The sequence below is a fragment of the Mycolicibacterium alvei genome, from assembly GCF_010727325.1.
In the GTDB taxonomy this organism is placed as follows: domain Bacteria; phylum Actinomycetota; class Actinomycetes; order Mycobacteriales; family Mycobacteriaceae; genus Mycobacterium; species Mycobacterium alvei.
Window position 1 is genome coordinate 4,507,931 of sequence record NZ_AP022565.1, and the last position, 23,400, is coordinate 4,531,330.

At 66.2% G+C, this 23,400-nt stretch carries 25 protein-coding genes and 1 pseudogene; 14 read left to right on the plus strand and 12 right to left on the minus strand.

Features of this window, described 5'->3' with window-relative positions; genetic code table 11:
- Positions 1 to 5: 5 nt before the first annotated feature.
- Genes G6N44_RS21365 through G6N44_RS21400 form a run of 8 tightly spaced genes read left to right on the plus strand, consistent with a single transcriptional unit; the run spans position 6 to position 8,774 of the window.
- Positions 6 to 1,211 (plus strand): MCE family protein, encoded by a 1,206-nt coding sequence (locus G6N44_RS21365; RefSeq protein WP_163667324.1) that lies wholly within the window; start codon positions 6 to 8, stop codon positions 1,209 to 1,211.
- Positions 1,211 to 2,260, plus strand: coding sequence for an MCE family protein (locus tag G6N44_RS21370; RefSeq protein WP_163667328.1), 1,050 nt, complete (start codon positions 1,211 to 1,213; stop codon positions 2,258 to 2,260). The genes G6N44_RS21365 and G6N44_RS21370 overlap by 1 nt, the downstream gene beginning before the upstream one ends.
- Positions 2,253 to 3,311, plus strand: coding sequence for an MCE family protein (locus G6N44_RS21375; protein ID WP_163667331.1), 1,059 nt, complete (start codon positions 2,253 to 2,255; stop codon positions 3,309 to 3,311). The genes G6N44_RS21370 and G6N44_RS21375 overlap by 8 nt, the downstream gene beginning before the upstream one ends.
- Positions 3,308 to 4,708: an MCE family protein gene (locus tag G6N44_RS21380; protein ID WP_163667333.1), complete on the plus strand. Its 1,401-nt coding sequence runs from the start codon at positions 3,308 to 3,310 to the stop codon at positions 4,706 to 4,708. Before G6N44_RS21375 ends, G6N44_RS21380 begins: the two co-directional genes overlap by 4 nt.
- On the plus strand, positions 4,705 to 5,901 hold the full coding sequence (locus G6N44_RS21385) for an MCE family protein (protein ID WP_276039312.1): 1,197 nt from the start codon (positions 4,705 to 4,707) through the stop codon (positions 5,899 to 5,901). Before G6N44_RS21380 ends, G6N44_RS21385 begins: the two co-directional genes overlap by 4 nt.
- Entirely contained in the window at positions 5,902 to 7,590 is a 1,689-nt protein-coding gene (locus G6N44_RS21390; RefSeq protein ID WP_163667336.1) for an MCE family protein, read from the plus strand.
- Positions 7,590 to 8,285 (plus strand): Rv1363c family protein, encoded by a 696-nt coding sequence (locus G6N44_RS21395; RefSeq protein ID WP_163667339.1) that lies wholly within the window; start codon positions 7,590 to 7,592, stop codon positions 8,283 to 8,285. Before G6N44_RS21390 ends, G6N44_RS21395 begins: the two co-directional genes overlap by 1 nt.
- A 3-nt stretch (positions 8,286 to 8,288) precedes the next feature.
- Positions 8,289 to 8,774 carry a mammalian cell entry protein gene (locus G6N44_RS21400; protein WP_163667340.1) on the plus strand — a complete coding sequence of 162 codons (486 nt, stop codon included), beginning with the start codon at positions 8,289 to 8,291 and terminating at the stop codon, positions 8,772 to 8,774.
- Between the two features lie 38 nt (positions 8,775 to 8,812).
- Here the strand turns inward: G6N44_RS21400 and G6N44_RS21405 are convergent, their stop codons facing one another.
- From G6N44_RS21405 to G6N44_RS21420, 5 genes are all read right to left on the minus strand, one after another.
- Positions 8,813 to 10,294, minus strand: coding sequence for an alpha,alpha-trehalose-phosphate synthase (UDP-forming) (locus tag G6N44_RS21405; protein WP_163667343.1), 1,482 nt, complete (start codon positions 10,292 to 10,294; stop codon positions 8,813 to 8,815).
- Positions 10,295 to 10,459: a hypothetical protein gene (locus tag G6N44_RS29105; RefSeq protein ID WP_170309417.1), complete on the minus strand. Its 165-nt coding sequence runs from the start codon at positions 10,457 to 10,459 to the stop codon at positions 10,295 to 10,297.
- 45 nt (positions 10,460 to 10,504) lie between these two features.
- Positions 10,505 to 10,891 carry an intersectin-EH binding protein Ibp1 gene (locus tag G6N44_RS21410; RefSeq protein ID WP_179964599.1) on the minus strand — a complete coding sequence of 129 codons (387 nt, stop codon included), beginning with the start codon at positions 10,889 to 10,891 and terminating at the stop codon, positions 10,505 to 10,507.
- 106 nt (positions 10,892 to 10,997) lie between these two features.
- Entirely contained in the window at positions 10,998 to 11,318 is a 321-nt protein-coding gene (locus G6N44_RS21415) for a hypothetical protein (protein ID WP_163670221.1), read from the minus strand.
- 68 nt (positions 11,319 to 11,386) lie between these two features.
- Positions 11,387 to 11,770, minus strand: a complete 384-nt coding sequence (locus G6N44_RS21420) for an intersectin-EH binding protein Ibp1 (protein WP_170309460.1) — start codon at positions 11,768 to 11,770, stop codon at positions 11,387 to 11,389.
- A 266-nt stretch (positions 11,771 to 12,036) separates the two neighbouring features.
- Here G6N44_RS21420 and G6N44_RS21425 point away from each other — a divergent pair, with 266 nt between their 5' ends.
- Positions 12,037 to 12,945 (plus strand): enoyl-CoA hydratase, encoded by a 909-nt coding sequence (locus G6N44_RS21425; protein ID WP_163667349.1) that lies wholly within the window; start codon positions 12,037 to 12,039, stop codon positions 12,943 to 12,945.
- An 11-nt stretch (positions 12,946 to 12,956) separates the two neighbouring features.
- Entirely contained in the window at positions 12,957 to 13,793 is an 837-nt protein-coding gene (locus G6N44_RS21430) for an SDR family oxidoreductase (RefSeq protein ID WP_163670223.1), read from the plus strand.
- A gap of 134 nt (positions 13,794 to 13,927) precedes the next feature.
- On the opposite strand, the gene G6N44_RS21435 is transcribed toward G6N44_RS21430, so the two are convergent.
- The 5 genes and pseudogenes from G6N44_RS21435 to G6N44_RS21455 form a co-directional block, all read right to left on the minus strand.
- Positions 13,928 to 14,416 carry a (2Fe-2S)-binding protein gene (locus tag G6N44_RS21435; RefSeq protein ID WP_163667352.1) on the minus strand — a complete coding sequence of 163 codons (489 nt, stop codon included), beginning with the start codon at positions 14,414 to 14,416 and terminating at the stop codon, positions 13,928 to 13,930.
- Entirely contained in the window at positions 14,409 to 15,293 is an 885-nt protein-coding gene (locus G6N44_RS21440; RefSeq protein WP_163667355.1) for an FAD binding domain-containing protein, read from the minus strand. The genes G6N44_RS21435 and G6N44_RS21440 overlap by 8 nt, the downstream gene beginning before the upstream one ends.
- Positions 15,290 to 15,985 (minus strand): SRPBCC family protein, encoded by a 696-nt coding sequence (locus G6N44_RS21445; RefSeq protein ID WP_163667358.1) that lies wholly within the window; start codon positions 15,983 to 15,985, stop codon positions 15,290 to 15,292. The genes G6N44_RS21440 and G6N44_RS21445 overlap by 4 nt, the downstream gene beginning before the upstream one ends.
- A gap of 2 nt (positions 15,986 to 15,987) precedes the next feature.
- A complete protein-coding gene (locus tag G6N44_RS21450) occupies positions 15,988 to 18,357 on the minus strand; it encodes a xanthine dehydrogenase family protein molybdopterin-binding subunit (protein WP_163667361.1) in 2,370 nt (789 codons plus the stop codon).
- Between the two features lie 139 nt (positions 18,358 to 18,496).
- Positions 18,497 to 18,676, minus strand: a pseudogene (locus tag G6N44_RS21455) (hypothetical protein); the annotation flags it as partial.
- A gap of 80 nt (positions 18,677 to 18,756) precedes the next feature.
- On the opposite strand from G6N44_RS21455, the gene G6N44_RS21460 reads away from it, so the two are divergent.
- The 3 genes from G6N44_RS21460 to G6N44_RS21470 all read left to right on the plus strand — a co-directional run bounded on the left by G6N44_RS21460 (position 18,757) and on the right by G6N44_RS21470 (position 21,458).
- Complete coding sequence (locus tag G6N44_RS21460) at positions 18,757 to 19,434, plus strand: M15 family metallopeptidase (protein WP_235682832.1); 678 nt, start codon at positions 18,757 to 18,759, stop codon at positions 19,432 to 19,434.
- Between the two features lie 86 nt (positions 19,435 to 19,520).
- Positions 19,521 to 20,222 (plus strand): cutinase family protein, encoded by a 702-nt coding sequence (locus G6N44_RS21465; protein WP_163667363.1) that lies wholly within the window; start codon positions 19,521 to 19,523, stop codon positions 20,220 to 20,222.
- A 90-nt stretch (positions 20,223 to 20,312) separates the two neighbouring features.
- Complete coding sequence (locus tag G6N44_RS21470; RefSeq protein ID WP_179964427.1) at positions 20,313 to 21,458, plus strand: glycoside hydrolase 5 family protein; 1,146 nt, start codon at positions 20,313 to 20,315, stop codon at positions 21,456 to 21,458.
- Here G6N44_RS21470 and G6N44_RS21475 read toward each other — a convergent pair.
- Positions 21,442 to 22,239: an enoyl-CoA hydratase/isomerase family protein gene (locus G6N44_RS21475; protein WP_163667366.1), complete on the minus strand. Its 798-nt coding sequence runs from the start codon at positions 22,237 to 22,239 to the stop codon at positions 21,442 to 21,444. The two genes, G6N44_RS21470 and G6N44_RS21475, sit on opposite strands and share 17 nt — an antisense overlap.
- A gap of 140 nt (positions 22,240 to 22,379) precedes the next feature.
- On the opposite strand from G6N44_RS21475, the gene G6N44_RS21480 reads away from it, so the two are divergent.
- Positions 22,380 to 22,745 carry a DoxX family protein gene (locus G6N44_RS21480; RefSeq protein ID WP_163667369.1) on the plus strand — a complete coding sequence of 122 codons (366 nt, stop codon included), beginning with the start codon at positions 22,380 to 22,382 and terminating at the stop codon, positions 22,743 to 22,745.
- A 4-nt stretch (positions 22,746 to 22,749) separates the two neighbouring features.
- On the opposite strand, the gene G6N44_RS21485 is transcribed toward G6N44_RS21480, so the two are convergent.
- Positions 22,750 to 23,154 (minus strand): HNH endonuclease, encoded by a 405-nt coding sequence (locus G6N44_RS21485; RefSeq protein WP_163667372.1) that lies wholly within the window; start codon positions 23,152 to 23,154, stop codon positions 22,750 to 22,752.
- Positions 23,155 to 23,400: the final 246 nt, after the last annotated feature.

Here is a 23,400-nt window from a genome sequence, read left to right on the forward strand (position 1 = left end):
CGGCGATGTCAGACGCAATCCCCAAGCACCGGCGGCATGTGAGGATCGCTGCGGCGATCCTGGCAGCGATCGTGGCCGCCGCGGTGATCTTCACTTACCTGTCCTACACCGCCGCGTTCACGCCGACCGACACCGTCAGCCTGACCGCGCCGCGTGCCGGCCTGGTGATGGAGCGCGACGCCAAGGTGAAGTATCGCGGCATCCAGATCGGCAAGGTCACCGATATCGAGTACGCCGGCAGCGAGGCGAAGTTGACGCTGTCGATCAAGCACGGCGAGATTCGCTACATACCCTCCAATGCCACCGTCCGGATCGCAGGCAACACGATCTTCGGCGCCAAGTCGGTCGAGTTCCAGCCGCCCGATCAGCCCGAGCCCACGTCGTTGAAGCCGGGCAGCACCGTCGCTGCCAAGGATGTGCAGCTCGAGGTCAACACCCTGTTCCAGACGTTGTCGGACGTGCTCAACAAGATCGACCCGGTCAGCCTCAACGCCACGTTGAGCGCCCTCGGTGAGGGCTTGCGTGGCCATGGCGACGATGCAGGTGCGGCCTTGTCGGGCTTGAATTCCTATCTGCAGCAACTGAACCCGAAGCTGCCGACGCTGCAGGAGGACTTCGCCAAAGCCGCCGTGGTCACCAACATCTACGGCGACGCCGGGCCCGACCTGGCCCGGATCATCGACAACGTGCCGGCGCTGAACAAGACGATCGTCGACGAGAAGGCCAACCTCAATGCCACGCTGCTGGCGGCGACCGGGCTGGCCAACAACGGCACCGCCACGCTGGAGCCTGCGGCTGACGACTACATCGCGGCGATCCAGCGGTTGCGTGCCCCGCTGAAGGTGGCCGGCGACTACTCGCCCGAGTTCGGCTGTCTGCTGAAAGGCGTCTCCGTCGCAACGGAGCGATTCGCCCCGATCATCGGCGGCATCCGGCCCGGCCTCTTCGTCAACTCCAACTTCCTGCCAGGGTCCCCGGCGTACACCTATCCGGAGAGCCTGCCGATGGTGAACGCCTCCGGCGGGCCGAACTGCCGCGGCCTTCCCGACATACCCACCAAGCAGTACGGCGGTACCTGGTACCGCTCCCCGTTCGTGGTCACCGACAACGCCTACGTCCCGTACCAGCCGAACACCGAGGTGCAGTTCGACGCACCCGCGACGCTGCAGTTCTTGTTCAACGGCGCATTTGCGGAAAGGGACCGATTCTGATGACGTCCGGTGCGGGTACTGATCGGACCATGCTCAAGGTCGGCATCTTTACCGTTGCGATGGTGTTGGTGGCGGCGATGCTGGTGGTGGTCTTCGGCGAGTTCCGCTTCGCCTCGGCCAACACCTTCCACGCCACGTTCAGCGACGCGTCGCGGCTGAAGTCCGGCCAGGACGTCCGCATCGCCGGGGTTCCGGTGGGCAAGGTCAACGCCGTGAAGCTCAACCCCGACAACACCGTCGATGTCGCTTTCGACGTCAACAAGCGGTATCAGCTCTACAGCTCGAGCCAGGCCAAGGTGCGCTACCTGAACCTCGTCGGCGATCGCTACCTGGAGATCGCCTCGGGCCCGGGGGAACTGCGCAAGCTGGCGCCCGGCGGGACGATCCCGGCGCAGAACACCCAGCCGGCCCTGGACCTCGATGCGCTACTGGGCGGACTGCGGCCGGTACTCAAGGGCCTGGACGGCTCGAAGGTCAACGAGATCTCCAACGCGGTGATCGAGATGCTGCAGGGCCAAGGCGGCGCGTTGGCGAACATGTTGACCAGCACCAGCGCCTTCACCCAGAACCTGGCCGCCCGCGATCAGCTGATCGGCGACGTGATCACCAACCTCAACACCGTGCTGAGCACGGTGGACGAGAAGGGCACTCAGTTCGACACCAGCGTCGATGAGCTGCAGAAGCTGATCACCGGTCTGTCCGAGGCCCGTGACCCGATCGCCGGTGCGATCGCACCGCTGGCCTCGGCCGAGAACGATCTGACCGCCATGCTGGAGAAGTCCCGCCGCCCGCTGCAGGGGGTCATCGAGAATGCCCGGCCGCTGGCGCAGCGCATGGACGAGCGGAAGGGCGATGTCAACAAGGTCATCGAGCCGCTGGCCGAGAACTACCTGCGGCTCAATGCGCTCGGCGCCTATGGCTCCTTCTTCAACATCTTCTACTGCTCGGTGCGGTTGAAGGTCAATGGACCGGCCGGCAGCGACATCCTGATTCCGTTCGGCGGCCCGCCGGACCCGTCCAAGGGGAGGTGTGCGCCGACCAATGACTAGTTCGCATGAGTCAAATCCCGTGCGCACCGGGATTCTCGGCATCTTCGTGGTGGCGTGCCTGGTCCTGGTGTCGTTCGGTTATACCGGCCTGCCGTTCTTCCCGCAGGGCAAGCAGTTCGAGGCCTACTTCAGCGATGCCGGTGGCATCTCGCCGGGCAACGACGTCAACATCTCGGGCATCACGGTCGGGAAGGTCACCGGGATCGCCCTGGCCGGCGACACCGCCAAGGTCAACTTCACCGTCAACCGCAACATCGATGTCGGCGACCAATCGCTGGTGGCGATCAAGACCGATACGGTGCTCGGCCAGAAGTCGCTTGCGGTGACCCCGAAGGGCTTCGGTACGTCGACTGTTATCCCATTGGGACGCACCACGACTCCGTACACGCTGAACACTGCGCTGCAGGACCTCGGGCAGAACGCCAGCGAGTTGGACAAGCCGAAGTTCGAGCAGGCGCTGCAGACGCTGACCGACACGTTGCGTGACGCCACCCCGCAGCTGCGTGGTGCACTGGACGGCGTCACGAACCTGTCCCGCACCATCAACAAGCGGGATGAGGCACTCGAGGGGCTGTTGACCCATGCCAAGCGGGTGTCGGATCTCCTGGCCAATCGGGCCGGGCAGGTCAACCAGCTGCTGACCGACGGCAATCAGCTGTTCGCCGCGCTCGATGAGCGCCGGCAGGCGCTGAGCAACTTGATCGCCGGTATCGACGATGTGTCGCATCAGCTTTCGGGATTCGTCGCGGACAACCGCAAGGAGTTCAAGCCCGCGCTGGAGAAGCTCAATCTGGTGATGGACAACCTGCTGGAACGGCGCGAGCACATCGGCGAGGCGCTCAAACGGTTGCCAGGGTATGCCACCGCGCTCGGCGAGGTGGTGGGCTCGGGTCCGGGCTTCCAGATCAACCTGTACGGTCTGCCGCCCGCCGGGATGGCCGAGGTGCTGCTGGACACCTACTTCCAGCCGGGCAAACTGCCTGACAGCCTGTCCGACATGTTGCGCGGTTATATTTCCGAACGGGTTATCGTGAGGCCGAAATCGCCATGACACAAGACAATTCGGTATCCCGCCGGAGCCGCTGGGTCCGTATCGCCCTGGCCGCGCTCCTGCTCGTGACGCTGGCGGTAGGCGTCTACCAGGTGTGGCCGTCGCGTACCGGCCCTAAGCTCACGGCCTACTTCAGCAATGCCGTCGGGATCTACCCAGGCGATGAGGTGCGGATCGTCGGCGTGCCGGTGGGCCGGATCGACTCGATCGAGCCGCGCCCGTCTGACGTCAAGATCGAGATGACCCTCGACCGCGGTATCAAGGTGCCCGCGGACGCCAAGGCGTTGATCATTTCGCCGAACCTGGTGGCGGCGCGGTTCATTCAGCTGACGCCGGCCTACACCGAGGGCGACGAGATGGCTGCGGGCGCGTCCATCGGCCTGGACCGCACCGGTGTTCCGGTCGAATGGGACGAGGTCAAGGAGCAACTCACCCAGCTCAGTTCGCAACTCGGACCGCAGGCGAACTCGGTGCAGGGCCCGATCGCGGCGTTCGTCAACCAGGCTGCGACCACGTTCGACGGAAACGGCGACTCTTTCCGCAATGCGTTGCGTGAGCTGTCGCAAACGGCTGGACGGCTGGGCGATTCGCGTACCGACCTGTTCGGCACGGTGAAGAACCTGCAGATTCTCGTCGACGCGCTGTCCAACAGCAACGAACAGATCGTGCAGTTCACCAATCACGTGGCGTCGGTGTCGCAGGTGCTGGCGGACAGCGCCAGTGGGCTCGACCAGACACTGGGAACGCTGAATCAAGCCCTCGGTGACGTCCGCGGTTTCCTGAACGAGAACAACGATGCGCTGATCGCCCAGGTGAGCAAGCTGGGAGAGTTCACCCAGATTCTCACCGACCACAGTGACGACATCGAACAGATCCTGCACGTCACGCCCAACGGCCTGGCGAACTTCTACAACATCTACAACCCGGCGCAGGGCACCGTTGGCGGGCTCCTGACCCTGCCGAACTTCGCCAACCCGGTGCAGTTCCTGTGCGGTGGCAACTTCGACACCGGTACCAGCCCGGACAACTACAAGCGCGCCGAGATCTGCCGGCAGCGGATGGCGCCGGTGCTGCGTCGCATCACGATGAACTATCCGCCGATGATGTTCCATCCCGTCAACAGCATCACCGCCTACAAGGGGCAGATCATCTACGACACCCCCGGAACTGAAGCAAAGGCGCAGACGCCGGTGCCGTACCTGCAGTGGCAGAACGCTCCCGGCGTGACCCCGCCGCAGATCCCGGCGGACGCAACATTGAGCTCGTTGGTTCTGCCGCCTGACGCGCCCGCGTCAGCACCCGGAGCGGGCGTGGGTCCCGCACCCGGACCTGCGGGTGCTCCGGAGCCCGTGGCCGCACCTGCGCCGATGCCAGCCGAGGCTGGTGCCGGCGGATGATGAGGGGTAAAGCATTGAGGGGTAAGGCATCCCGGATCGGCGGTCGCACCCTGGCGATCGGCAGTGGCGCCATGCTGTTGGCCGGCTGCCAGTTCGGCGGTCTCAACTCGCTGAACATGCCCGGTACCGCCGGGCACGGGTCCGGCTCCTACACCGTCACGGTGCAGTTGCCCGACGTGGCGACCCTGCCGCAGAACTCGCCGGTGATGGTCCACGACGTCACCGTCGGCAGCGTGTCGGGTGTGGATGCGGCCCAGCGCCCGGACGGCACCTTCTATGCGGCGGTGCAACTGTCGCTGAATGGTGACGTGAAGCTCCCGGAGAATGCCGTTGCGCGGGTGGCCCAGACGTCACTGCTCGGGTCCCAGCACATTGCGCTGTCCGACCCGGTCGATGAGCCTCCGCAGGGGCAGCTGCGCCAGGGGTCCAACATCTCGCTGGATCAGACTGGTCGGTACCCCACCACCGAAGAGGTGTTGTCCTCGCTGGGCATGGTGGTCAACAAGGGCAATCTCGGTGCGCTGCAGGACATCACCGATGAGGCCTACGCGGCCGTCGCCGGGCGGGCCGGCACCTTCACCGACCTGATCCCGCGGCTGGCCGAGCTGACCGCGTCACTGGACCAGCAGACCGGTGACATCATCGCGGCTGCCGACGGGCTGAACCGGTTCGCGTCGATCCTGGCCCGCAGCCAGGACAACCTGGGCCGCACGCTCGACACGCTGCCCGGCGCGCTCAAGGTGCTCAACGACAACCGGTCCAACATCGTCGACGCGTTCACCGCCCTGCGTGGCTTCGCCGAGGTCGGTTCGCGGATCCTGTCGCAGACCAAGGACGATTTCGCGGCCGATCTCAAGGATCTCTATCCGGTGATCAAGGCGCTCAACGACAACGCCGACGACTTCATCAAGGACCTGGAGTTCCTTCCGACGTTCCCGTTCCACTACAAGTACCTGCGTCAGGCGGTGCGGGGTGACTACCTGAACGTGTACGTCACCTTCGACCTGACGCTGCGCCGGTTCGGTGAGTCGATCTTCACCACTGGGGCCTTCGACCCGAACATGCAGCACCTCAGCGAGGTGATCACTCCGCCAGACTTCCTGACCGGGGCGATGGCCAACCTGTCCGGCCAGGCCGCCGATCCGTTCAAGGTCCCGGCCGGAACCGCCACCCAGCACGAGGAGAAGCCGTAGATGATCGACCGGCTCACCCGTATGCAGCTGATGATCTTCGCGGTCGTCACGGTGCTCACCGTGGGTGCCATCTCGCTGTTCTATCTGCACCTGCCCGCTGCAGTGGGTATCGGCACCTATCACGTCAACGCCAACTTCCTGGCCGGTGGCGGGATCTACCAGAACGCCAACGTCACCTACCGTGGCGTCACGGTGGGACGGGTGGATTCGGTGGGCCTGGCCCCCGATGGTGTGGTCGCCAAGATGGCGCTCAACAGCAGTACGGCGATACCTGACAACGTCGTCGCCACGGTCAAGAGCGTTTCGGCGGTCGGTGAGCAGTACATCGATCTGGTTCCGCCGGAGTCACCGTCGACCAACAAGCTGCGCAATGGCGCCAGCATCGAACAGCGGAACACCCGGGTCGGCCAGGATATCGCCGGGATGCTGCACGAAGCCGACACCCTGGTCACCAGCATCGGCAACAGCCGGCTGCAGGATCTGCTGCGTGAGACGTTCAAGGCGTTCAACGGGTCGGGTCCCGAGCTCGCCCGGCTGATCGAATCCTCACGCCTGCTGATCGACGAGGCCAATGCCAACTACGGCCAGACCACTCAGCTGATCGACCAGGCCGGGCCGTTCCTGGAGGCCCAGATACGCAGCGGTGACAACATCCGGTCGCTCGCCGACGGGCTGGCCCGGTTCACCGGCGAGGTGAACAAGGCCGACCCGCAGCTGCGCGCCACCCTCAAGACCGTTCCGGGCGCCACCGAGGCGGCCAACACCGCGTTCACCGGTATCCGGCCGACATTCCCGATTCTGGCAGCCAACCTGGCCAACTTCGGCCGCATCGGGGTGATCTACAGCAAGTCGATCGAGCAGGCGCTGGTGATCTTCCCGGCGCTGATCTCTGCGCTGAACACCGTTGCCGGCGGGGCACCTGCCGACGAGGGCGCCAAGCTGGACTTCAAGATCCACCTGCAGGACCCACCGCCGTGCAATACCGGCTTCATTCCGGCGACCCAGATCCGGTCACCGGCCGATGAGACACTGCGCGAGCTTCCGCCCGATCTGTACTGCAAGACCGCGCAGAATGACCCTGCGGTGGTGCGCGGTGCACGCAACTACCCGTGCATGGAGTTCCCCGGAAAGCGGGCACCCACGATTCAGCTGTGCCGCGATCCCAAGGGCTATGTGCCATTGGGCAGCAACCCGTGGCGCGGCCCGCCGGTTCCGTACGGCACGCCGATCGAGGACGGGCGGAACATCCTGCCGCCCAACAAGTTCCCGAACATCCCGCCGCAGGTCGACCCGGATCCGGGCCCACCGGCCGTGCATCTACCGCCCGGGGTCGAACCCGGACCCGGCCCGGCGCCGCATGCGCCGTTCCCGCTGCCGGTGCCGCCGAACGAGCCGGGAACGCCCCCGGCGCCGTGGCCGTACTTCGCGCCGCCGGACCAGGTCGTGCCGCCGTATGGTCGGACACCTCCGCCCGCGGCAGAAGCACCTGCCCCCGCGCCGGGATCGGATGCGCCACTACCGGCCGAGGCACCACCTCTGGCCAGCCCGGCTGGGATCGGCACCTACGATCAACACAGTGGGGTCTTCGCTGGAGCTGATGGAGGCACGGGTGTGTATGCAGCCGGCGCCGACGATCTGGCTCCCGCGGAGACCTGGGTAGACCTGATGTTGGATCCAAGGCAGGCTTGATGACTGAAGAAACGGCCTCGAACCCGAGGCCGGTGCGTAGGCGCGCGTCCAGGGCGGCCGGCCCGACCGGGGCCGCTGCCGACGAGGTGACCACAACCACGGTGCTGGGCGGATCCTCGCTCGGCACGGTGTCCAGGGCATCGAAACCCACGCCGCTCAAGGCGCCGGCCCGGCGGCGGTCTCACCGCACACTGGTGGCGCTGGTCGCGGCGGCGGTGCTGGGTGTGGCGACCGTGACGGTGGGTGCGCTGTCCTACGTGATGTTCGGTCAGCAGCGGACCGTGGACGCGGTGCAGGCCCGCGACGAGAGCTTCGTCGACACCGGCAAGCAGACCGTGATCAACATGTTCAGCTATACGCAGGACACGATCGACGAGAGCGTGAACCGCTTCATCGACGGCACCAGCGGCCCACTGCGCGACATGATGAGTCAGGGGAGCAACGCCGACAATCTCAAGGCGTTGTTCCGCGACACCAATGCCAGCTCTGAGGCTGTGATCAACGGCGCGGCGCTGGAGAAGGTCGACGAGATCGCCGGGAATGCCTCGGTACTGGTGGCGGTGCGCGTCACCGTCACCGACGTGGATGGCGTCAATTCACCGACCCGCCCGTACCGGCTGCGGGTGATCGTGCACGAGGACGACAACGGGCACATGACCGGATACGACCTCAAGTACCCCGACGGTGGAAACTAACTGATGCGCTCTAAACTCTCTGCCCTGCTGATCTGCCTGCTGGCGGTGGCTTTCGTCGCGTTCGCCGGAATCGGTGGCTCGCTGTTCTGGAATGGTGTGGTGCAACGCGGGCAGGAAGCCACCAGGAGTGCGTTGCCTGGAATGGCAGCCGAGCAGATCCCGAAGGTCTTCGGCTACGACTTTCAGACTGTCGAACGCAGCCTGATGGAGACCTACCCGCTGCTCGCCCCGGACTTCCGGAGTCAGTTCCAGCAGGATGCGGCCGCCAAGGTGATTCCCGAAGCACGCAAGCGTCAACTGGTGGTCCAGATCAGCGTCGTCGGTGTCGGCGTGATGACCGCGCAGCGCGACTCCGGATCAGTGCTGGTGTACATGAACCGCACGGTCACCGACAAATCCCGCCAGCCGCTGTATGACGGCAGCCGGCTGCGCGTCGACTACCGCAAGATCGACGGGAACTGGCTGATCAACGGGATCAACCCGATCTAGGTGTAACTCCTCGGCAGGCCGTCGGCGTCAGCGCCGCATCACGAGTTGTTCGTGAGGGTGCCGTCGTTGGGCTGTGCCGTCGCCAGCGCGTCGAGGAATGCACGCGCCCAGCGGTCGACATCGTGGGCGAGCACCTGGCGACGCAACGCGCGCATCCGCCGTCGTCCCTCCTCGGGGCTCTGGTTGAGCGCTGCCTCGATCGCGTCCTTGACGCCCTCGAGATGATGCGGGTTGGTCAGGTAGGCCGAGCGCAGCTCGGCGGCCGCCCCGGTGAACTCGGACAGCACCAGCGCGCCACCGAGGTCGTTGCGGCAGGCCACGTACTCCTTGGCGACCAGGTTCATCCCGTCGCGCAGCGGGGTGACCAGCATGACGTCGGCTGCGACGAAGAACGCGATCAGCTCGTCGCGTGGCACCGGACGGTGCAGATAGTGCACCAACGGGTGGCCGACCTCGCCGTACTCGCCGTTGATGTGCCCCACCTGGCGCTCGATGTCCTCACGCATCACCTTGTAGCTCTCGACGCGCTCGCGGCTGGGTGTGGCCAGCTGTACCAGGACGGTGTCGTCGCGTTTGACCCGTCCTTCTGCGAGCAGCTCAGAGAATGCGCGCAGGCGGACGTCGATGCCCTTGGTGTAGTCCAGTCGGTCGACGCCGAGCAGGATCTTGCGAGGGTTGCCGAGCTCGGCGCGGATCTGCCGGGCCCGTTGCCGGACCGCCCGCTTGCGGGCCTTGGTGTCCAGATCGGCCGAGTCGATCGAGATGGGGAACGCGCCAACCTTGACGGTGCGGAAGCCGTAGGAGATCTCGCCGAAGCGTGACCGGACACCGATCGAGGCGCGTGAGGTGTTCGCCCCGACCAGGCGTCGGGCCAGGACCAGGAAGTTCTGAGCGCCGCCGGGCAGGTGGAACCCGACCAGGTCGGCTCCGAGGAGGCCCTCGACGATCTCCGTGCGCCACGGCATCTGCATGAACAGCTCGACCGGAGGAAAAGGGATGTGCAGAAAGAAACCGATCGTGACATCGGGACGCAGCATGCGCAGCATCTTGGGGACGAGCTGCAGCTGATAGTCCTGGATCCAGACCGTGGCACCGGGCGCGGCCGCCCGGGCGGTGGCCTCGGCGAACCGCCGGTTCACCTCGACGTAGCTGTCCCACCATTCGCGGTGGTATTCGGGCTTGACGATGAGGTCGTGATAGAGCGGCCACAGGGTGGCGTTCGAGAACCCCTCGTAGTAGTCCGCGACATCCTGGGCGGACAGCTGCACCGGGAAAAGCTGGACGTCCTCCTCGACGATGGGCTCCTCGCCGCTGTCGGGGATTCCGGCCCAGCCGATCCAGGCGCCGCGTCGTTTGCGTAGCAGCGGCTCCAATGCGGTGACCAGGCCGCCGGGGCTGCGTTTGAAGGTCGTGCTGCCATCCGGCAACCGCTCCATGTCGATGGGCAGCCGGTTGGCGACCACGACGAAGTCGGAGTTACCGGAGGCGGAGGCGGCCCTGGGGCCGCTCTCCGGGGTCATCTAGGCCTCGTTCTTCGAGGGTCCAATGCCGAGCATCGACAGGAACATCCGGCATTCGTCGGCGTCGGTGGCGTAGGTGGCCACCACGCGACGGGCCTGGCGGGCGGTGGTGTCGGCGAGTGGCTCGACGTCGTCCATGTCGGTGGTGTCAGTTTTTGCAGGCATGACACAACTGTAGGCGACCGGGCGCAGCCCGGTCGCCGCACGCTGTCAGCCGATGGAACCGTGCACCGTCGGGCTACTGCCGAAAGTCGACTCAGCGGTCACCGCCGGACCGCGGGATTGAGCTTCCTCAGCCAGGCCGATGCACTCACCGGAGTTGGCGCCGGTGCAGGGGATGGCTCCGCCTCCGCCGGGCAGATTCACCGCGGGCAGGTTGGGGTTACCCGGGATGGCACTGAACGCGCCGGGGGAGTTCGGCACGGTGTGCGGCACGCATTGCCCTGAGTAGAGATCTTCTTCTTCGCCTGAGGGGCAGGCGAACGCCGGACCGGCAGCGGGTGCAGAGACCGCGGCGATCGCCGGGGCGGCGGCCGCGGCGATCACGAAACCGCCGGCAAGGATCAGTCGTCGCATCGAGATCGGGAAGGTCGCCATCGTCACGCTTTCTCTAGTCATGCGGTTGTTGCGTTGTAGCGATCCTATGGAAGCTGGGAGAGTTCTGCATGGCTTCTATGAGGTAGCTGGTGGGGACCTGAAGATGTTACGGGCTGGCGCTGAAAGTTGAGCGCGGAATGGGTCGCGGCCCCTCGGACTGGTCTTCCTCGGCCAGGCCGATGCATTCCCCGGCGTTGTGGCCGGTGCACGGGATGGCTCCGCCTCCGCCGGGCAGGTCGACCGCCGGCATGTCCGGATTGCCGGGGATAGCGCTGAACGGGGACGGCGAATTCGGCACCAGGAACGGGGTGCACGTGGTCGTGTACACGTCCTCTTCCTCGCCGGAGGTGCAGGTTGCCTGGGCGACCGGCGCGCCGAGCAGGAGGAACAGTGCGCAGCCGACGCCGAAAAGTGCGGAGGGCGCCATGACCGATTTCACGTCAGCAGTCTAGGGCTGCTGACGGTTGACTGTGCGGTGTCTGCGGTCGCGCTGTGTCAGCCGATGGAGCCGTGCACGGTCGGGCTGCTACCGACCGTCGACTGCGGAACCGGTTCCGGGCCCTGAGACTGCTGTTCTTCGGCCAGGCCGATGCACTGGCCGGAGTTGGCGCCGGTGCAGGGGATGGCGCCGCCGCCGTCGGGCTCGTTCACCGCGGGCACGTTGGGATTGCCTGCGATGCTGCTGAAATTGCCGGGCGAGTTCGGCACGATGTCGGGGACGCACACGTTCGTGAAGGTGTCCTCGGTTTCCCCGTTGGGGCACGAGGCCAGTGACTGCGACGGCGTCGACAGCACCGTCAGGGCGGGGGCCGCGGCGATGGCGGCCGCGACGCCTGCCGCGACGATGAAGCGGCGGATGTGGGACAGGGAGGCAGCCATGGTCATGCTTTCTCTTCTGGGCCTAACGGTGTTTGCTGGTATCCGGCCGCGGTGATCCGATCAGGGTGGTTCTTGATGTCGTCGTTCCTCCGGCATTCTACGCCTCACAAGGCTAAATCGCTGTGAAGAACATTTGGGTACGAATCGTCGGGCAGTGGGCTGTGAGGCTTCTGCGCGGTAGCTGTGATCCCGGTGTGAGCCGGGTCGCGTGATACACGTAATGTGCAGTCTGTAACTTACTTACCTTGACTAAGAGGTGGTCCGATATGGCCGGTCCCGATGACTCAGCCCGTCAGGTCGAATACGAGACGCTCGATGACGGCCGCATCGCCAGGATTTGGCTGAACCGGCCGAATGCGCAGAACGCCCAGTCGCGGACCCTGCTGGTGCAACTCGACGAGGCGTTCGGCCGTGCCGAGGCCGATGACGCGGTCCGGGTGGTGATCCTGGCTGCGAGGGGCAAGAACTTCTCGGCCGGCCATGACCTCGGTTCCGAAGAAGCGTTGGCCGAGCGTACCCCGGGCCCCGACCAGCACCCGACATTCCGCTCCCACGGTGCCACCGCCGCCGGTGTCACCGAACGGACCTATTTGCAGGAGTGGCACTTCTACTTCGAGAACACCCGGCGCTGGCGGGATCTGCGCAAGATCACCATCGCTCAGGTGCAGGGCAACGCGATCTCCGCGGCGCTGATGCTGATCTGGGCCTGCGACCTGATCGTGGCCGCCGATGACGCGAAGTTCAGCGATGTCGTCGGGGTGCGCATGGGGATGCCGGGCGTCGAGTATTACGCCCACCCGTGGGAATTCGGTGCCCGTAAGGCCAAAGAACTACTGCTGACCGGTGATTCGATCGACGCCGACGAGGCCTATCGATTGGGCATGGTGTCCAAGATCTTCGCGCGCGACGAACTCGAAGACAAGACACTGGAATTCGCCCGGCGCATCGCCGAGCGGCCGACGATGGCGGCCCTGCTGGTCAAGGATTCCGTCAACGCTGCGAGCGACGCGATGGGCTTCACCGAGGCACTGCGCCACGCGTTCCACATTCACGAGCTCGGTCACGCACACTGGGCTGCGACCAACGAGAACCGCTGGCCGGTGGGTATGCCGCCCGATGTTCCCGACTGGCGGACGTTGGGGGCCCCGAAACCGGCCCAACGCGATACACCATAAGGATGAGTGAAATGGAACTGTCGTTGAAGGATCGCACCTACCTGGTCACAGGTGGCGGCAGCGGCATCGGTAGGGGCGCTGCGGCGGCCATCGTCGCCTCCGGAGGCAACGCCCTGCTCGTCGGCCGCAACGCCGACAAGCTCAGTGCCGCGGCCGACGAACTGAACGCCCAGGGGCCCGGATCGGTGCGCTACGAGCCCGCCGACGTCACCAGCGAAGACGAGGTACGCCACGCGGTCGACGTCGCCACCGGGTGGAACGGCCAACTGCACGGTGTGGTGCACAGTGCCGGTGGGTCGCTGACCATCGGTCCGATCACGCAGATCGACTCCGAACTGTGGCGGCAGACCGTCGACCTGAACGTCAACGGCACCATGTACCTGATCAAGCACGCGGGCCGCGAAATGGTCCGTGGTGGTGGCGGTTCGTTCGTCGGCATCTCCTCGATCGCCTCGACCAATACCCACCGCTGGTTCGGTGCGTACGGCGTGAGCAAGGCGGCATTCGATCACCTGCTGAAACTCGCCGCCGACGAGCTCGGGCCGTCCTCGGTGCGGTTCAACAGCATCCGGCCCGGATTGACCCGCACCGAGATGGTCGGCCCGGTCTTCGAACTCCCGGCCGCCCGCGACGACTACGAAGCCTGCACGCCGATGCCGCGGTTCGGAGAGGTCGAGGACATCGCCAACCTGGCGGTGTTCCTGCTCAGCGACGCCGCGGGCTGGATCACCGGTCAGTCCATCGGCGTCGACGGTGGACACAGCCTGCGCCGCGGTCCCGACATCTCGGGAATGCTGGAACCGCTGTACGGCGCCGACGGTCTGCGCGGCGTCGTCCCGAGCGAGTAGATAGAACATTGCGCTGACGATTGCGGTTACCACGTGACCGCAATCTTCAGCGTTGTCATTTCTGGGCCGGGTGCTCCCCTCCGGCCTCCCACGAGCTCAGCGCACCGGCCGCCGACCAATCCAGATGGCCGAACCTACTGCTGGCCCTGTGGGCTGACGTTCTCGCAGACCCGGTGCACGGCGTTGACGATGCCCTGGTAACCGGTGCACCGGCAGAAGTTGCCCGAGAGTCCCTCGCGGATCTCGTCATCGGTGGGGTTCGGATTGTCGCGCAGCAGTGCGGTGATCGAGGTGACGAATCCCGGGGTGCAGAAGCCGCACTGCAGGCCGTGGCATTCCTTGAGCGCGGCCTGCACCGCGGACAGTTCACCGTCCGGGCCGGCGATGCCCTCGACCGTGGTCACTTCCTGACCGTCGGTCTGAACCGCGAACACCAGGCAGGACCGGACCGCCTGCCCGTCCAGCAGCACCGTGCAGGCACCGCAGGCGCCGTGCTCGCAGCCGAGGTGGGTACCGGTCAGTCCGCAATTCTCCCGAAGGAAATCGGCCAGGGTCACCCGCGGCTCGACCACGTCCTGGTAATCACGGCCGTTGACCGAAAGCGCTACCGGCAGTTCATGCATTGAGGGTCTCCTCGACGTTCGTGGTGGCCTGGGTCCAGGCTCTGGACACCATGGCAGCGCCCACCCGTGCCCGGTAGGACGCTGAACCCTGCAGGTCGGAAGGAATGTCGGTGAGCTCGGACATCGCCAGCCGACCGATCTCGTCGGCGGACAGGCCGCCGATCGGCGTCCCGAGCACCGCGGTCTCGGCAGCGGTGGCCCGCAGCGGTGTGGAGCCGAGCCCGAGCAGGCCGATGCCGCAGTGGGTGATCCGGTCGTCCTCGTCGAGCTCGAATCCGACCACCGCGCCCGCAATCGCGAAATCGCCGTGGCGCCGGGCGAATTCGGCGATGCCGAAGCCGCTGCGACCTGCCGCCACCGGGAAGCGCACCGCGGTCAGGATCTCGTCAGACGCCAGCGAGGTCGCCCACAGGCCGGTGAAGAACTCGGCCGCCGGGATGTGGCGGACGCCGCGCGACGAGGTGGCCTCGATGGTCGCGTCGAGCGCCAGCGCAACCGCCGCGTATTCGGCGGCCGGATCGGCGTGCGCGATCGCACCGCCCAGCGTGCCGCGGCTGCGGATCTGAAAGTGGCCGATGTGCGGTGTGGCCATGGTCAACAGCGGGACCGAATCGGCCACCTCGTCATCCAGGCCGACCATGGCGTGCGGGGTGGCCGCACCGATACGGATCTCACTGCCCTGCAGGGTGATGTCGTTGAGTTCGGGCAGCCGTGAGATGTCGATCAGGTTCTCGAAATGCGTCAGACGCATCGCCAGCATCGGCACCAGGCTCTGACCGCCGGCCAGGACCTTGGCGTCCTCGCCGAACTCACCGAGCATGGCCACCGCCTCGGTGACCGTGGTGGGCCGGTGATAAGCGAACGGGGCGGGCTTCACGACACCAACCGGAGCAGCGCGGCGTGCAGGTCCTCGGTGGTCAGCCCGCTGTTCCTACGCTTGCTGCGGCCGGCTCGGCCGATCAGGAAGCCGAGCACGCCTGCGGCGGCGACGGCTCCGATGGCCGGGCCGAAACGCTTGGCCATCGGTACCGCCATCACCTTGGCCAGGGCCATCGCGTTGATCGGCGCGGCCTCCTGTGGTGCCTGTTCGGTTGGAGCGGAGCCGGTTTCGGTATCCGACGCCGTCACGCCGAGGAGTTCGGCCTCCAGGCTCTTGGCGAACTGATCGATCAGGCTGCCGGAGACATCGGCCAACACGCCGCGGCCGAACTGCGCGGCCTTGCCCGAGATGGCCAGGTCGGTGGTGACGACAACCAGCGTGGCATCACCTTCGTCCTTCAGTTGGGCCGTCACGACGGCCGAGGCCGTGCCGTTGCCACGGGTCTCCTTGCCATTGGCCTTGAGCACCACCCGCTGCGCCGCCTCGTCCTTTTCCTGGAACGTCGCATCGCCCTTGTAGGACACCGTGATCGGGCCGACCTTCACCTTGACCGCCCCGGTGAAATCGTCGCCGTCCACGCTCAGCAGGGTGGCGCCGGGCAGGCAGGGTGCGACGCGCTCGACGTCGGTGAGCACCTCCCAGGTTTTCGCCGCAGGTACCGCGACCCGGAATTCGTTGTTGAGCTCCACGATCAGTGGTCCCTTCCGTTTTGTTTCTGTGAGCGGGGTTCCTGCGCCTGCTCGATGGCTTCGACGATGGCCGCCGGGGTGGCGGGCAATGTGGTCAGGGTGACCCCGAGTGGGGCCAGAGCGTCGTTGACGGCGTTGATCACCGCGGGCGTCGAGCCGATCGCGCCGCCCTCGCCGGCGCCCTTGTAGCCTCCGACGCCGGGTCCCGGAATCTCGACGTGGCCGTACTCGATGGTCGGAACCTCGGTGGCGGTGGGCAGCAGGTAGTCGACAAATGTTGAGGACAACGGGTTTCCGGCGTCGTCGTAGGACAGCTTCTCCAGCAGCGCCCCGCCGATGCCCTGGACGGTGCCGCCGGCGATCTGGCCCTCCACCACGTTGGGGTTGATCATCGGGCCGACATCCTCGCTGACGATGTAGCGGGTGAGGGTGACGTGCCCGGTGACGACATCGACCTCGCACGTGCAGGCGTGGGTGGCGTTCGCCCAATGGATCGGTGCGGTCGGCGGTGCGGTGTAACGCGCGGTGGCCTCCAGGGTCGCCGACATGCCCGGCGGCAGCATCTGCGGCTCGTAGTGGGCGCGGAAGGCCAGATCGGCGAAGCTGACGCTCTTTTCGGGATCGTTGCGGGCGACCGCCTTCGACCCGCTGAGCTCGATCTCGGCTTCCTCGACTTCCAGCCGTGCGGCGGCCATCGCGACCAGTTGGTTGCGCAGGATGGTACCGGCCTCGTTGACCGCGCCTGCGGTCATCGGGGCGCTGCGGCTGCCCTGGGTGCCTGCACCGTAGGGGGTCACCGCGGTATCGCCCTGGATGGTGGCGACGTCGTCGATGTCGGCGCCCAGAGCGTCGGCGGTGAGCTGAATGACGGTGGTTTCCAAGCTGTTTCCGGTGGATCCGCCGTTGACGTAGACGTTGATCTTGCCGGTCGGCTCCATCCGGATCGTGCATCCCTCGCTGGCCAGGTGCCCCGTGGCCGCACCGGTCGGCTCGATGTAGGCCGAGAAGCCCAGCCCGAGGTAGCGGCCCTGGGCCAGCGCCTCGGCCTGCTCCTTTCGGAAGCCCTCGTGGTCGAGGATCTTGACGGCCTGCTCGAAGGTCTCGATCGGGGCGACGTGGTCATAGGGCATGCCGTTGGGGTTGAAGTACGGCATCTCGTCGCGGCGCAGGAGATTCTTGCGCCGCAGGTCGACGGGATCCATACCCATCTTGCGGGCGGCGATGTCGAGAAGTATTTCGCGGGTGAGGGTTTCGTACTGCCACGGCCCGCGGTAGGCGTGCAGGCCCGCGGTGTTGGAGAACACCGTCTTGTAGTTGAAGCTGGCCTTGGGGACCCGGTACGGACCCGGGAAGAACATGCCGATGGCTGCGGTGGTCAGCACGGGATACGGGGTCGGGTAGGAGCCGACGTCCTGGACGAAGTCGATGTCGGCAGCCAGGATGGTGCCGTTGTCGTCGAAAGCCATTCGCACGTCGCCGTCGACGTGGCGGGACTGACCGGCCGACATCAGGTTCTCGCGGCGGTCCTCGATCCACTTCAGCGCGGTCGGCACTTTTCGTGCGGCCAGCATGATGCACATGTCTTCGCGCATCGGGACGACCTTCTGGCCGAATCCGCCGCCGGTGTCGCGCATGATTACCCGGACGTGCTGGGCCGGGATGCCGAGCAGGCGGGCCGCGAAGGCCCGCAGTTCGTGCGGGGTCTGGGTGGAGGCCCAGATGGTCAGCTCGCCTGAGGTCGCCGACCACTCGGTGACCATGCCGCGGCACTCGATCGGCACCGGCACGTGCATCTGCTGGTAGATGTGCTCCTTCACCACGTGCGCGGCGGCGCCGAAGACCTCCTCGTCCGGCGGCATGCCGGCCATACCACCGGCATTGTTGTCCGGGTAGGCCTCGTGGACCGCGACATCGGAGGTCAGGGCCCCACGGAAGTCGGCGATGGCGGGCAATGGCTGGTAATCGACGTCGACCAGATCCACGGCGTCCTCGGCGACATACCGGCTCTCGGCGATCACCAGGGCCACCGGGTCACCGACGAACTTCACCTCGCCCTCGGCCAGCGGTGGGCGAGGGGTGTCGGGCATGTCCTTGCCTGCGACGGCGTGCCAGGCCTCCTTGACCTCGGGGTTGAGGTCGGCGGCGGTGAGTACGGCGTGTACCCCGGGCAGCGCCAGCGCCGCGGCGGCGTCGACGGCGCTGAACCTCGCGTGCGCGTACGGACTGCGGACGAAGCAGGCGTGCAGCATGCCGGGCCGCATGATGTCGTCGACGAACGTCCCGCGCCCGGTGAGCAGGCGGGTGTCCTCGACCCGTTCGACCCGTCGGCCGGCATAGCGGGTCGCGACGGTCTCCGGTACGGCTGACGCCATAGGATTGCTCCAATCCGTCGGTACTTCTGCGCGTAAGTAGATGGCCGCCGGGGTCCCGACGCCAGTTCAAGAGTGTGATTATCGTACATCGGAAAGCAACGTTCCTGAAGAGGAGAGTGGCATTTCCGCTACAGAGCTAGCGGATCTCGCCGTGCCCGTCGGAGGCGGCGAGCAGGTCTTCGGCGTCGGTGTTGCCGTGATCCACCGCCAGAACCTGCCCGGCCAGGGAATTTGTCGCGACACGATCGCCGCGGTTGCAGGCACGCACGGCCCGGTCGAGCAGTTCATCGATCGATGTCTGGTTATCGTCGAGGCTCATCTTGTTCTCGTGCGCAGAACAGGATGAGCGTAACCCTGCGTAGGTGCCCGCCCGGTGAAATTGACGGCTAGGACGAAACGATGCTTGAACAGGCAATTAAGGCTTCATGGTGCACGTCGGTTCGGCGAGGTGTCATCGCAGCCCTGGTTCTGGTGCCCATCGTGGTGAATTCCGCTGTGGTAAATCCCGCCCTGGCGTCCGCCCGGCCGGCGGCCGAGGCCGGGCTTGTCGACGTGCGCTCGGCGGTGCCCGACGCAGTGATCGACCTGCGGTACGCGACGACCGGCAACTTCGTCGGTCAGCAGCTCTATCCGGCCGGCGCGCCCTGCCTGGTGCACCAGTCGATGGCACCCGGGTTGGCGGCCGCCGCCGCCGCTCTGCGGCCCGACCGGCTGGTCTTCTGGGACTGCTACCGCCCACATGAGGTACAGGTCAGAATGTTCGAGGTGGTGCCGAATCCCAACTGGGTGGCCCGGCCGAGCGCCTACGCTCGCAGTCACGAGGCAGGCCGCTCGGTCGACGTGACGATCGCCGGCAGGGGATCGCTCGTCGACATGGGCACGGGGTTCGACGACTTCACACCGCGCAGCCTCGCGTACGCCACCGACGGGGTGAGCCCCGCGGCTCAGGCTAATCGGGCGAGGCTGCGCGAGGCCATGAAGGCCGGCGGGCTGACCGTGTACTCGGGGGAGTGGTGGCACTTCGACGGCCCGGGTGCGGCCGACCCGCGGCCCTACCTGGACGTACCGCTGGGGTAAGTCCCTGGACGTGTTGTCCGGGTTTGGAATGTGCCGGCACGGGGAACCGTACGTTCGACACGATCCCCCGCAGGCGTGGAGCCGAAATGAACGTCCTCAAAATGATCCAGGGTGCGACGCTGATCGCTGCTTGCGCCATACCCATCGCACCCATGCCCGCCGCGTCCGCGCAGCCGTGCCCGGATGTCGAGGTGGTGTTCGCCCGCGGCACCTACGAACCGCCGGGCGTCGGCGGTCCGGGACAGACATTCGTCGACGCGTTGCGTGCGCGTGCCGGGCAACGCTCGGTCGAGGTGTATCCCGTCAACTACCAGGCCAGCGGTAACTTCGGTGACCGCATCGAGTTCGCCAGGACGGTCGTCGACGGCATCCGGGATGCCTCCGGCCACATCGAGGCCACGGTCAGGGACTGTCCCGGCACCAAGGTGGTACTGGGCGGATACTCCCAGGGCGCGGTGGTAGCCGGCTACACCACTGCGGCCGCGATTCCTGACGGCATCCCGCCCGAGTACAAGCAGTTCATCCCGCAGCCCATGCCTCCCGCCGTGTCCGACCATGTGGCCTCGGTGGTGCTGCTGGGCACCCCGTCCGACGAGTTCATGCGTGATATCGGCGCGCCGGCGATGGTGATCGGCCCGCGCTACAAGGACAAGACCATCGAGTTGTGCGAGCCGGGTGACACCATCTGCGACGGCACCCCGGCCGGGGTCCCCAACTTCGCGCACAGTGCCTACCTGCTCAACGGGATGCCGGGGCAGGCGGCGGACTTCACGGTGGGCCGGCTCTGAGGTGCCGGGTTGATAACGATCTGAAACCTCAATGATTGCAATGTGATACGTGAGTCCGGGGTATTTGCTGGGCGCCACTATGTTCACTAGGTGCACCGTCGAACGGCCCTCAAGATCCCGCTGGTACTGGCAGCTGCAGCCGCTCTTCCTCAGGCACTGGCTCCCCTTCCCGTGATCCCGCGGGCGACCGCCGCACCCGGCCAGTGGCCGGTCGAGCGAGCCAACGCGTGGTATCAGGCGCAGGGCTGGTTGGTCGGCACCAACTTCATCACCTCGAACGCGATCAACCAGATTGAGATGTTTGCTCCCGGTACCTACGACGCGCGGCGCGTCGACAGTGAACTGGGAGCGTGCCGGCTACTCGGGTTCAACACGGTGCGCGTGTTCCTGCACGATCTGCTGTGGGCGCAGGACCGCGCCGGATTCCAAAGCAGACTGGCCCAATTCGTCGGGATCGCGGCCCGTCAGGGCATCAAGCCGCTGTTCGTGTTCTTCGACTCATGTTGGGATCCCCACCCCCAGGTCGGTGCGCAGCGGGCACCGACGCCGGGGGTGCACAACTCGGGATGGGTGCAGAGCCCTGGGGCCCAACGCATCGACGACGCCCGCTACCGCCCCGTGCTGCGCGACTACGTGGTCGGGGTGATGAGCCAATTCCGCAATGACAACCGGGTCCTGGGCTGGGATCTGTGGAACGAGCCGGACAACCCGGCCAAGCAGTACCGCAAGACCGAACGCAAGGACAAGATCGACGCCGTCGGAGGGCTGCTGCCCCAGGTGTTCGGCTGGGCGCGCTCGGTCAACGCCGTGCAGCCGTTGACCAGTGGTGTGTGGCAGGGCAACTGGGATCGCGGAAGCCGCAGCGAGATGGACAACTTCCAACTCGACAACTCCGACGTCATCTCGTTCCACTCGTACGCCGGCCCTGCTGAATTCGAGGCTCGCATCGCCGAACTCGCACCGCTGGGTAGGCCGATCCTGTGCACCGAATACCTGGCCCGAGACCAGGGCAGCACCGTCGAGGGTGTGCTTCCGGTTGCCAAGCGGCACAACGTCGGTGCGTACAGCTGGGGCATGGTGGCCGGCAAGACCCAGACGTACTTCCCGTGGGATTCGTGGGACAAGCCCTACACGAAGGTGCCGAACGTGTGGTTCAGCGATCTGCTGCGCCCCGACGGACGGCCCTACAAGGAAAGCGAATACCAGGCGTTCCGGAAGCTCACGACCCGGGTCTGACCGCCAGCGCATTCCTGAACTCGTCCGAGGCGAGGCATCGAGCCTGCGCGGCGACGGCCATCCGCAATCCGGCGGCGGGGCTCAACCGCCAGCCGGCATCGATGGCCGCCCGCGCGCCGCGGAGGGCCGCCGGCGGTTGGGCGGCCAACCGTTCAGCGAGTTCAGCTGCCGCAGAACCGAGTTGGTCATCGGGCACGACGCGGTTGGCCAGCCCGATCCGCGCTGCCTCGGCGGCATCGATGACCTCGCCGAGCAGGATCAACTCGCGTGCCCGGCCTTCACCGACGAGACGCGGCAGGCGGAAGGTGGCACCCATGTCCGGCAGCAGGCCGTAACGGGTCTCGGTGAGGCCCACGCGTGCACCCTCGGCAAAGATCCGCAAGTCACAGGCCAGGGCGAGTTGGAGGCCCGCGCCGTAGGCGTGCCCGTGGACGGCGGCGATGCTGGGGTACGGCAGCTTCGGGATGAACTCGAAGACACCCGCCACCTCGAGGCCGAGATCGATGGTCGCATAGTCGTCGGGGTCCCGGCCGGCGAACCGGGCCAGCGTGCCCGTCATCGCCTCGTCCAGATCGAGCCCTGCCGAGAACGATGTACCCGCGCCCGCCACCACCAGGCAGCGGATCGTATCGTCGTCGGCCAGTTTGGCACCGAGATCACCTAGCTCCGTGCGCATTTCGGGATTCAGCGCATTCAGCTTTGCGGGCCGACTCAGCGTGAGGGTGCCGACGTGCGCTCGGCGTTCGTAGCGGATCGTCTGGTAGCCGGTGCGTTCTGCCATGGTGCCTCCCCGAGGTGAGTTGTCCTCTTACTCCTGAAGACGATGCGCCGTGGTGATGTGTGACAGTGGCCCTGCGTTGTCACAACCGGGCACCGTCCCTCGTCAAAGGTCCAGATACCCAAAACAGAAGGGATACCACCATGAACGTCGCATTATGGGCCGCTCAATTGACCTTGGCCGTGGTATTCGCAGTCTCGGGCACCGCCAAACTCACGATGGCGCGCCAGCGGCTGTTGGACACCGGCCAGACCGGGGTGGCCGTGTTTCCCATGCCGGTCGTCCGATTCACCGCGGCAATGGAACTGCTCGCTGCGATCGGACTGATCGCGCCGGGGATCACCGGAATCGGTTCGGTGCTGACGCCGTTGGCGGCCGCCGGGTTGTGCGTGGTGATGGTCGGCGCGGCGTGGGCCCACGGCCGGTTACACGAACCCCGGAACGTGCTGGTCAACACGGTCCTATTCGCCCTGGCGGCCTTCGTGATGATCGGCCGGGGTCTGGTGTGAACTCCTAGTAGGACTGTCCGTTGGCGTAGCGCTCCCGGCGGAAATGGCGGCCATTACCACGGTTTCGGCTCTTGTACGTCGGCAGCTGCGAGTCGCAGTTCGGGCAGACCAGGCGCAGGTTTTCGCGACGATTGTTCGTCGGGTTGCCGTCGATGTGGTCCAACACGAATACGAGGGGTAGACCCTGCCACGTGCTGGCCGCGCCGCAGATGGCGCAACAGCCTGACTGCGCTTCGGCGAGATAGAGCCGGACGTAATGCCCGCGGCGGCCGTCGATCCATGCCTCGCCGGATTCGAGCCACTGTTTCGTACTGGCGTCACGCTGGGCCAGTACCTGACATGCATTACCGCAGTAGACCTTCTGACTGCGTTTCGAGAGCGGCGAACCGCAGCCGCGACACTGTCTCATGGGTTGAAGCTACGACCGGCTACCGACATTTAGCCTTTGAGTGGGTCTGCGGGTGGGCCGAACGTCCGACCGGGACACGTGGTGATCCCTGAGAATTGAGTGGTCGCTCGCGGCCCGGTGTCTGGTCGAGCGGTGTCCTTGTTCGGGAACTTGGGGCCGACCCTTGGGGTCGGACTCCTGCTTAGAGAATGTCTGGGCCGTGGCCGTTGCGGTCAGCCACTTGGGTGTAACCGGAGTGACCTGACA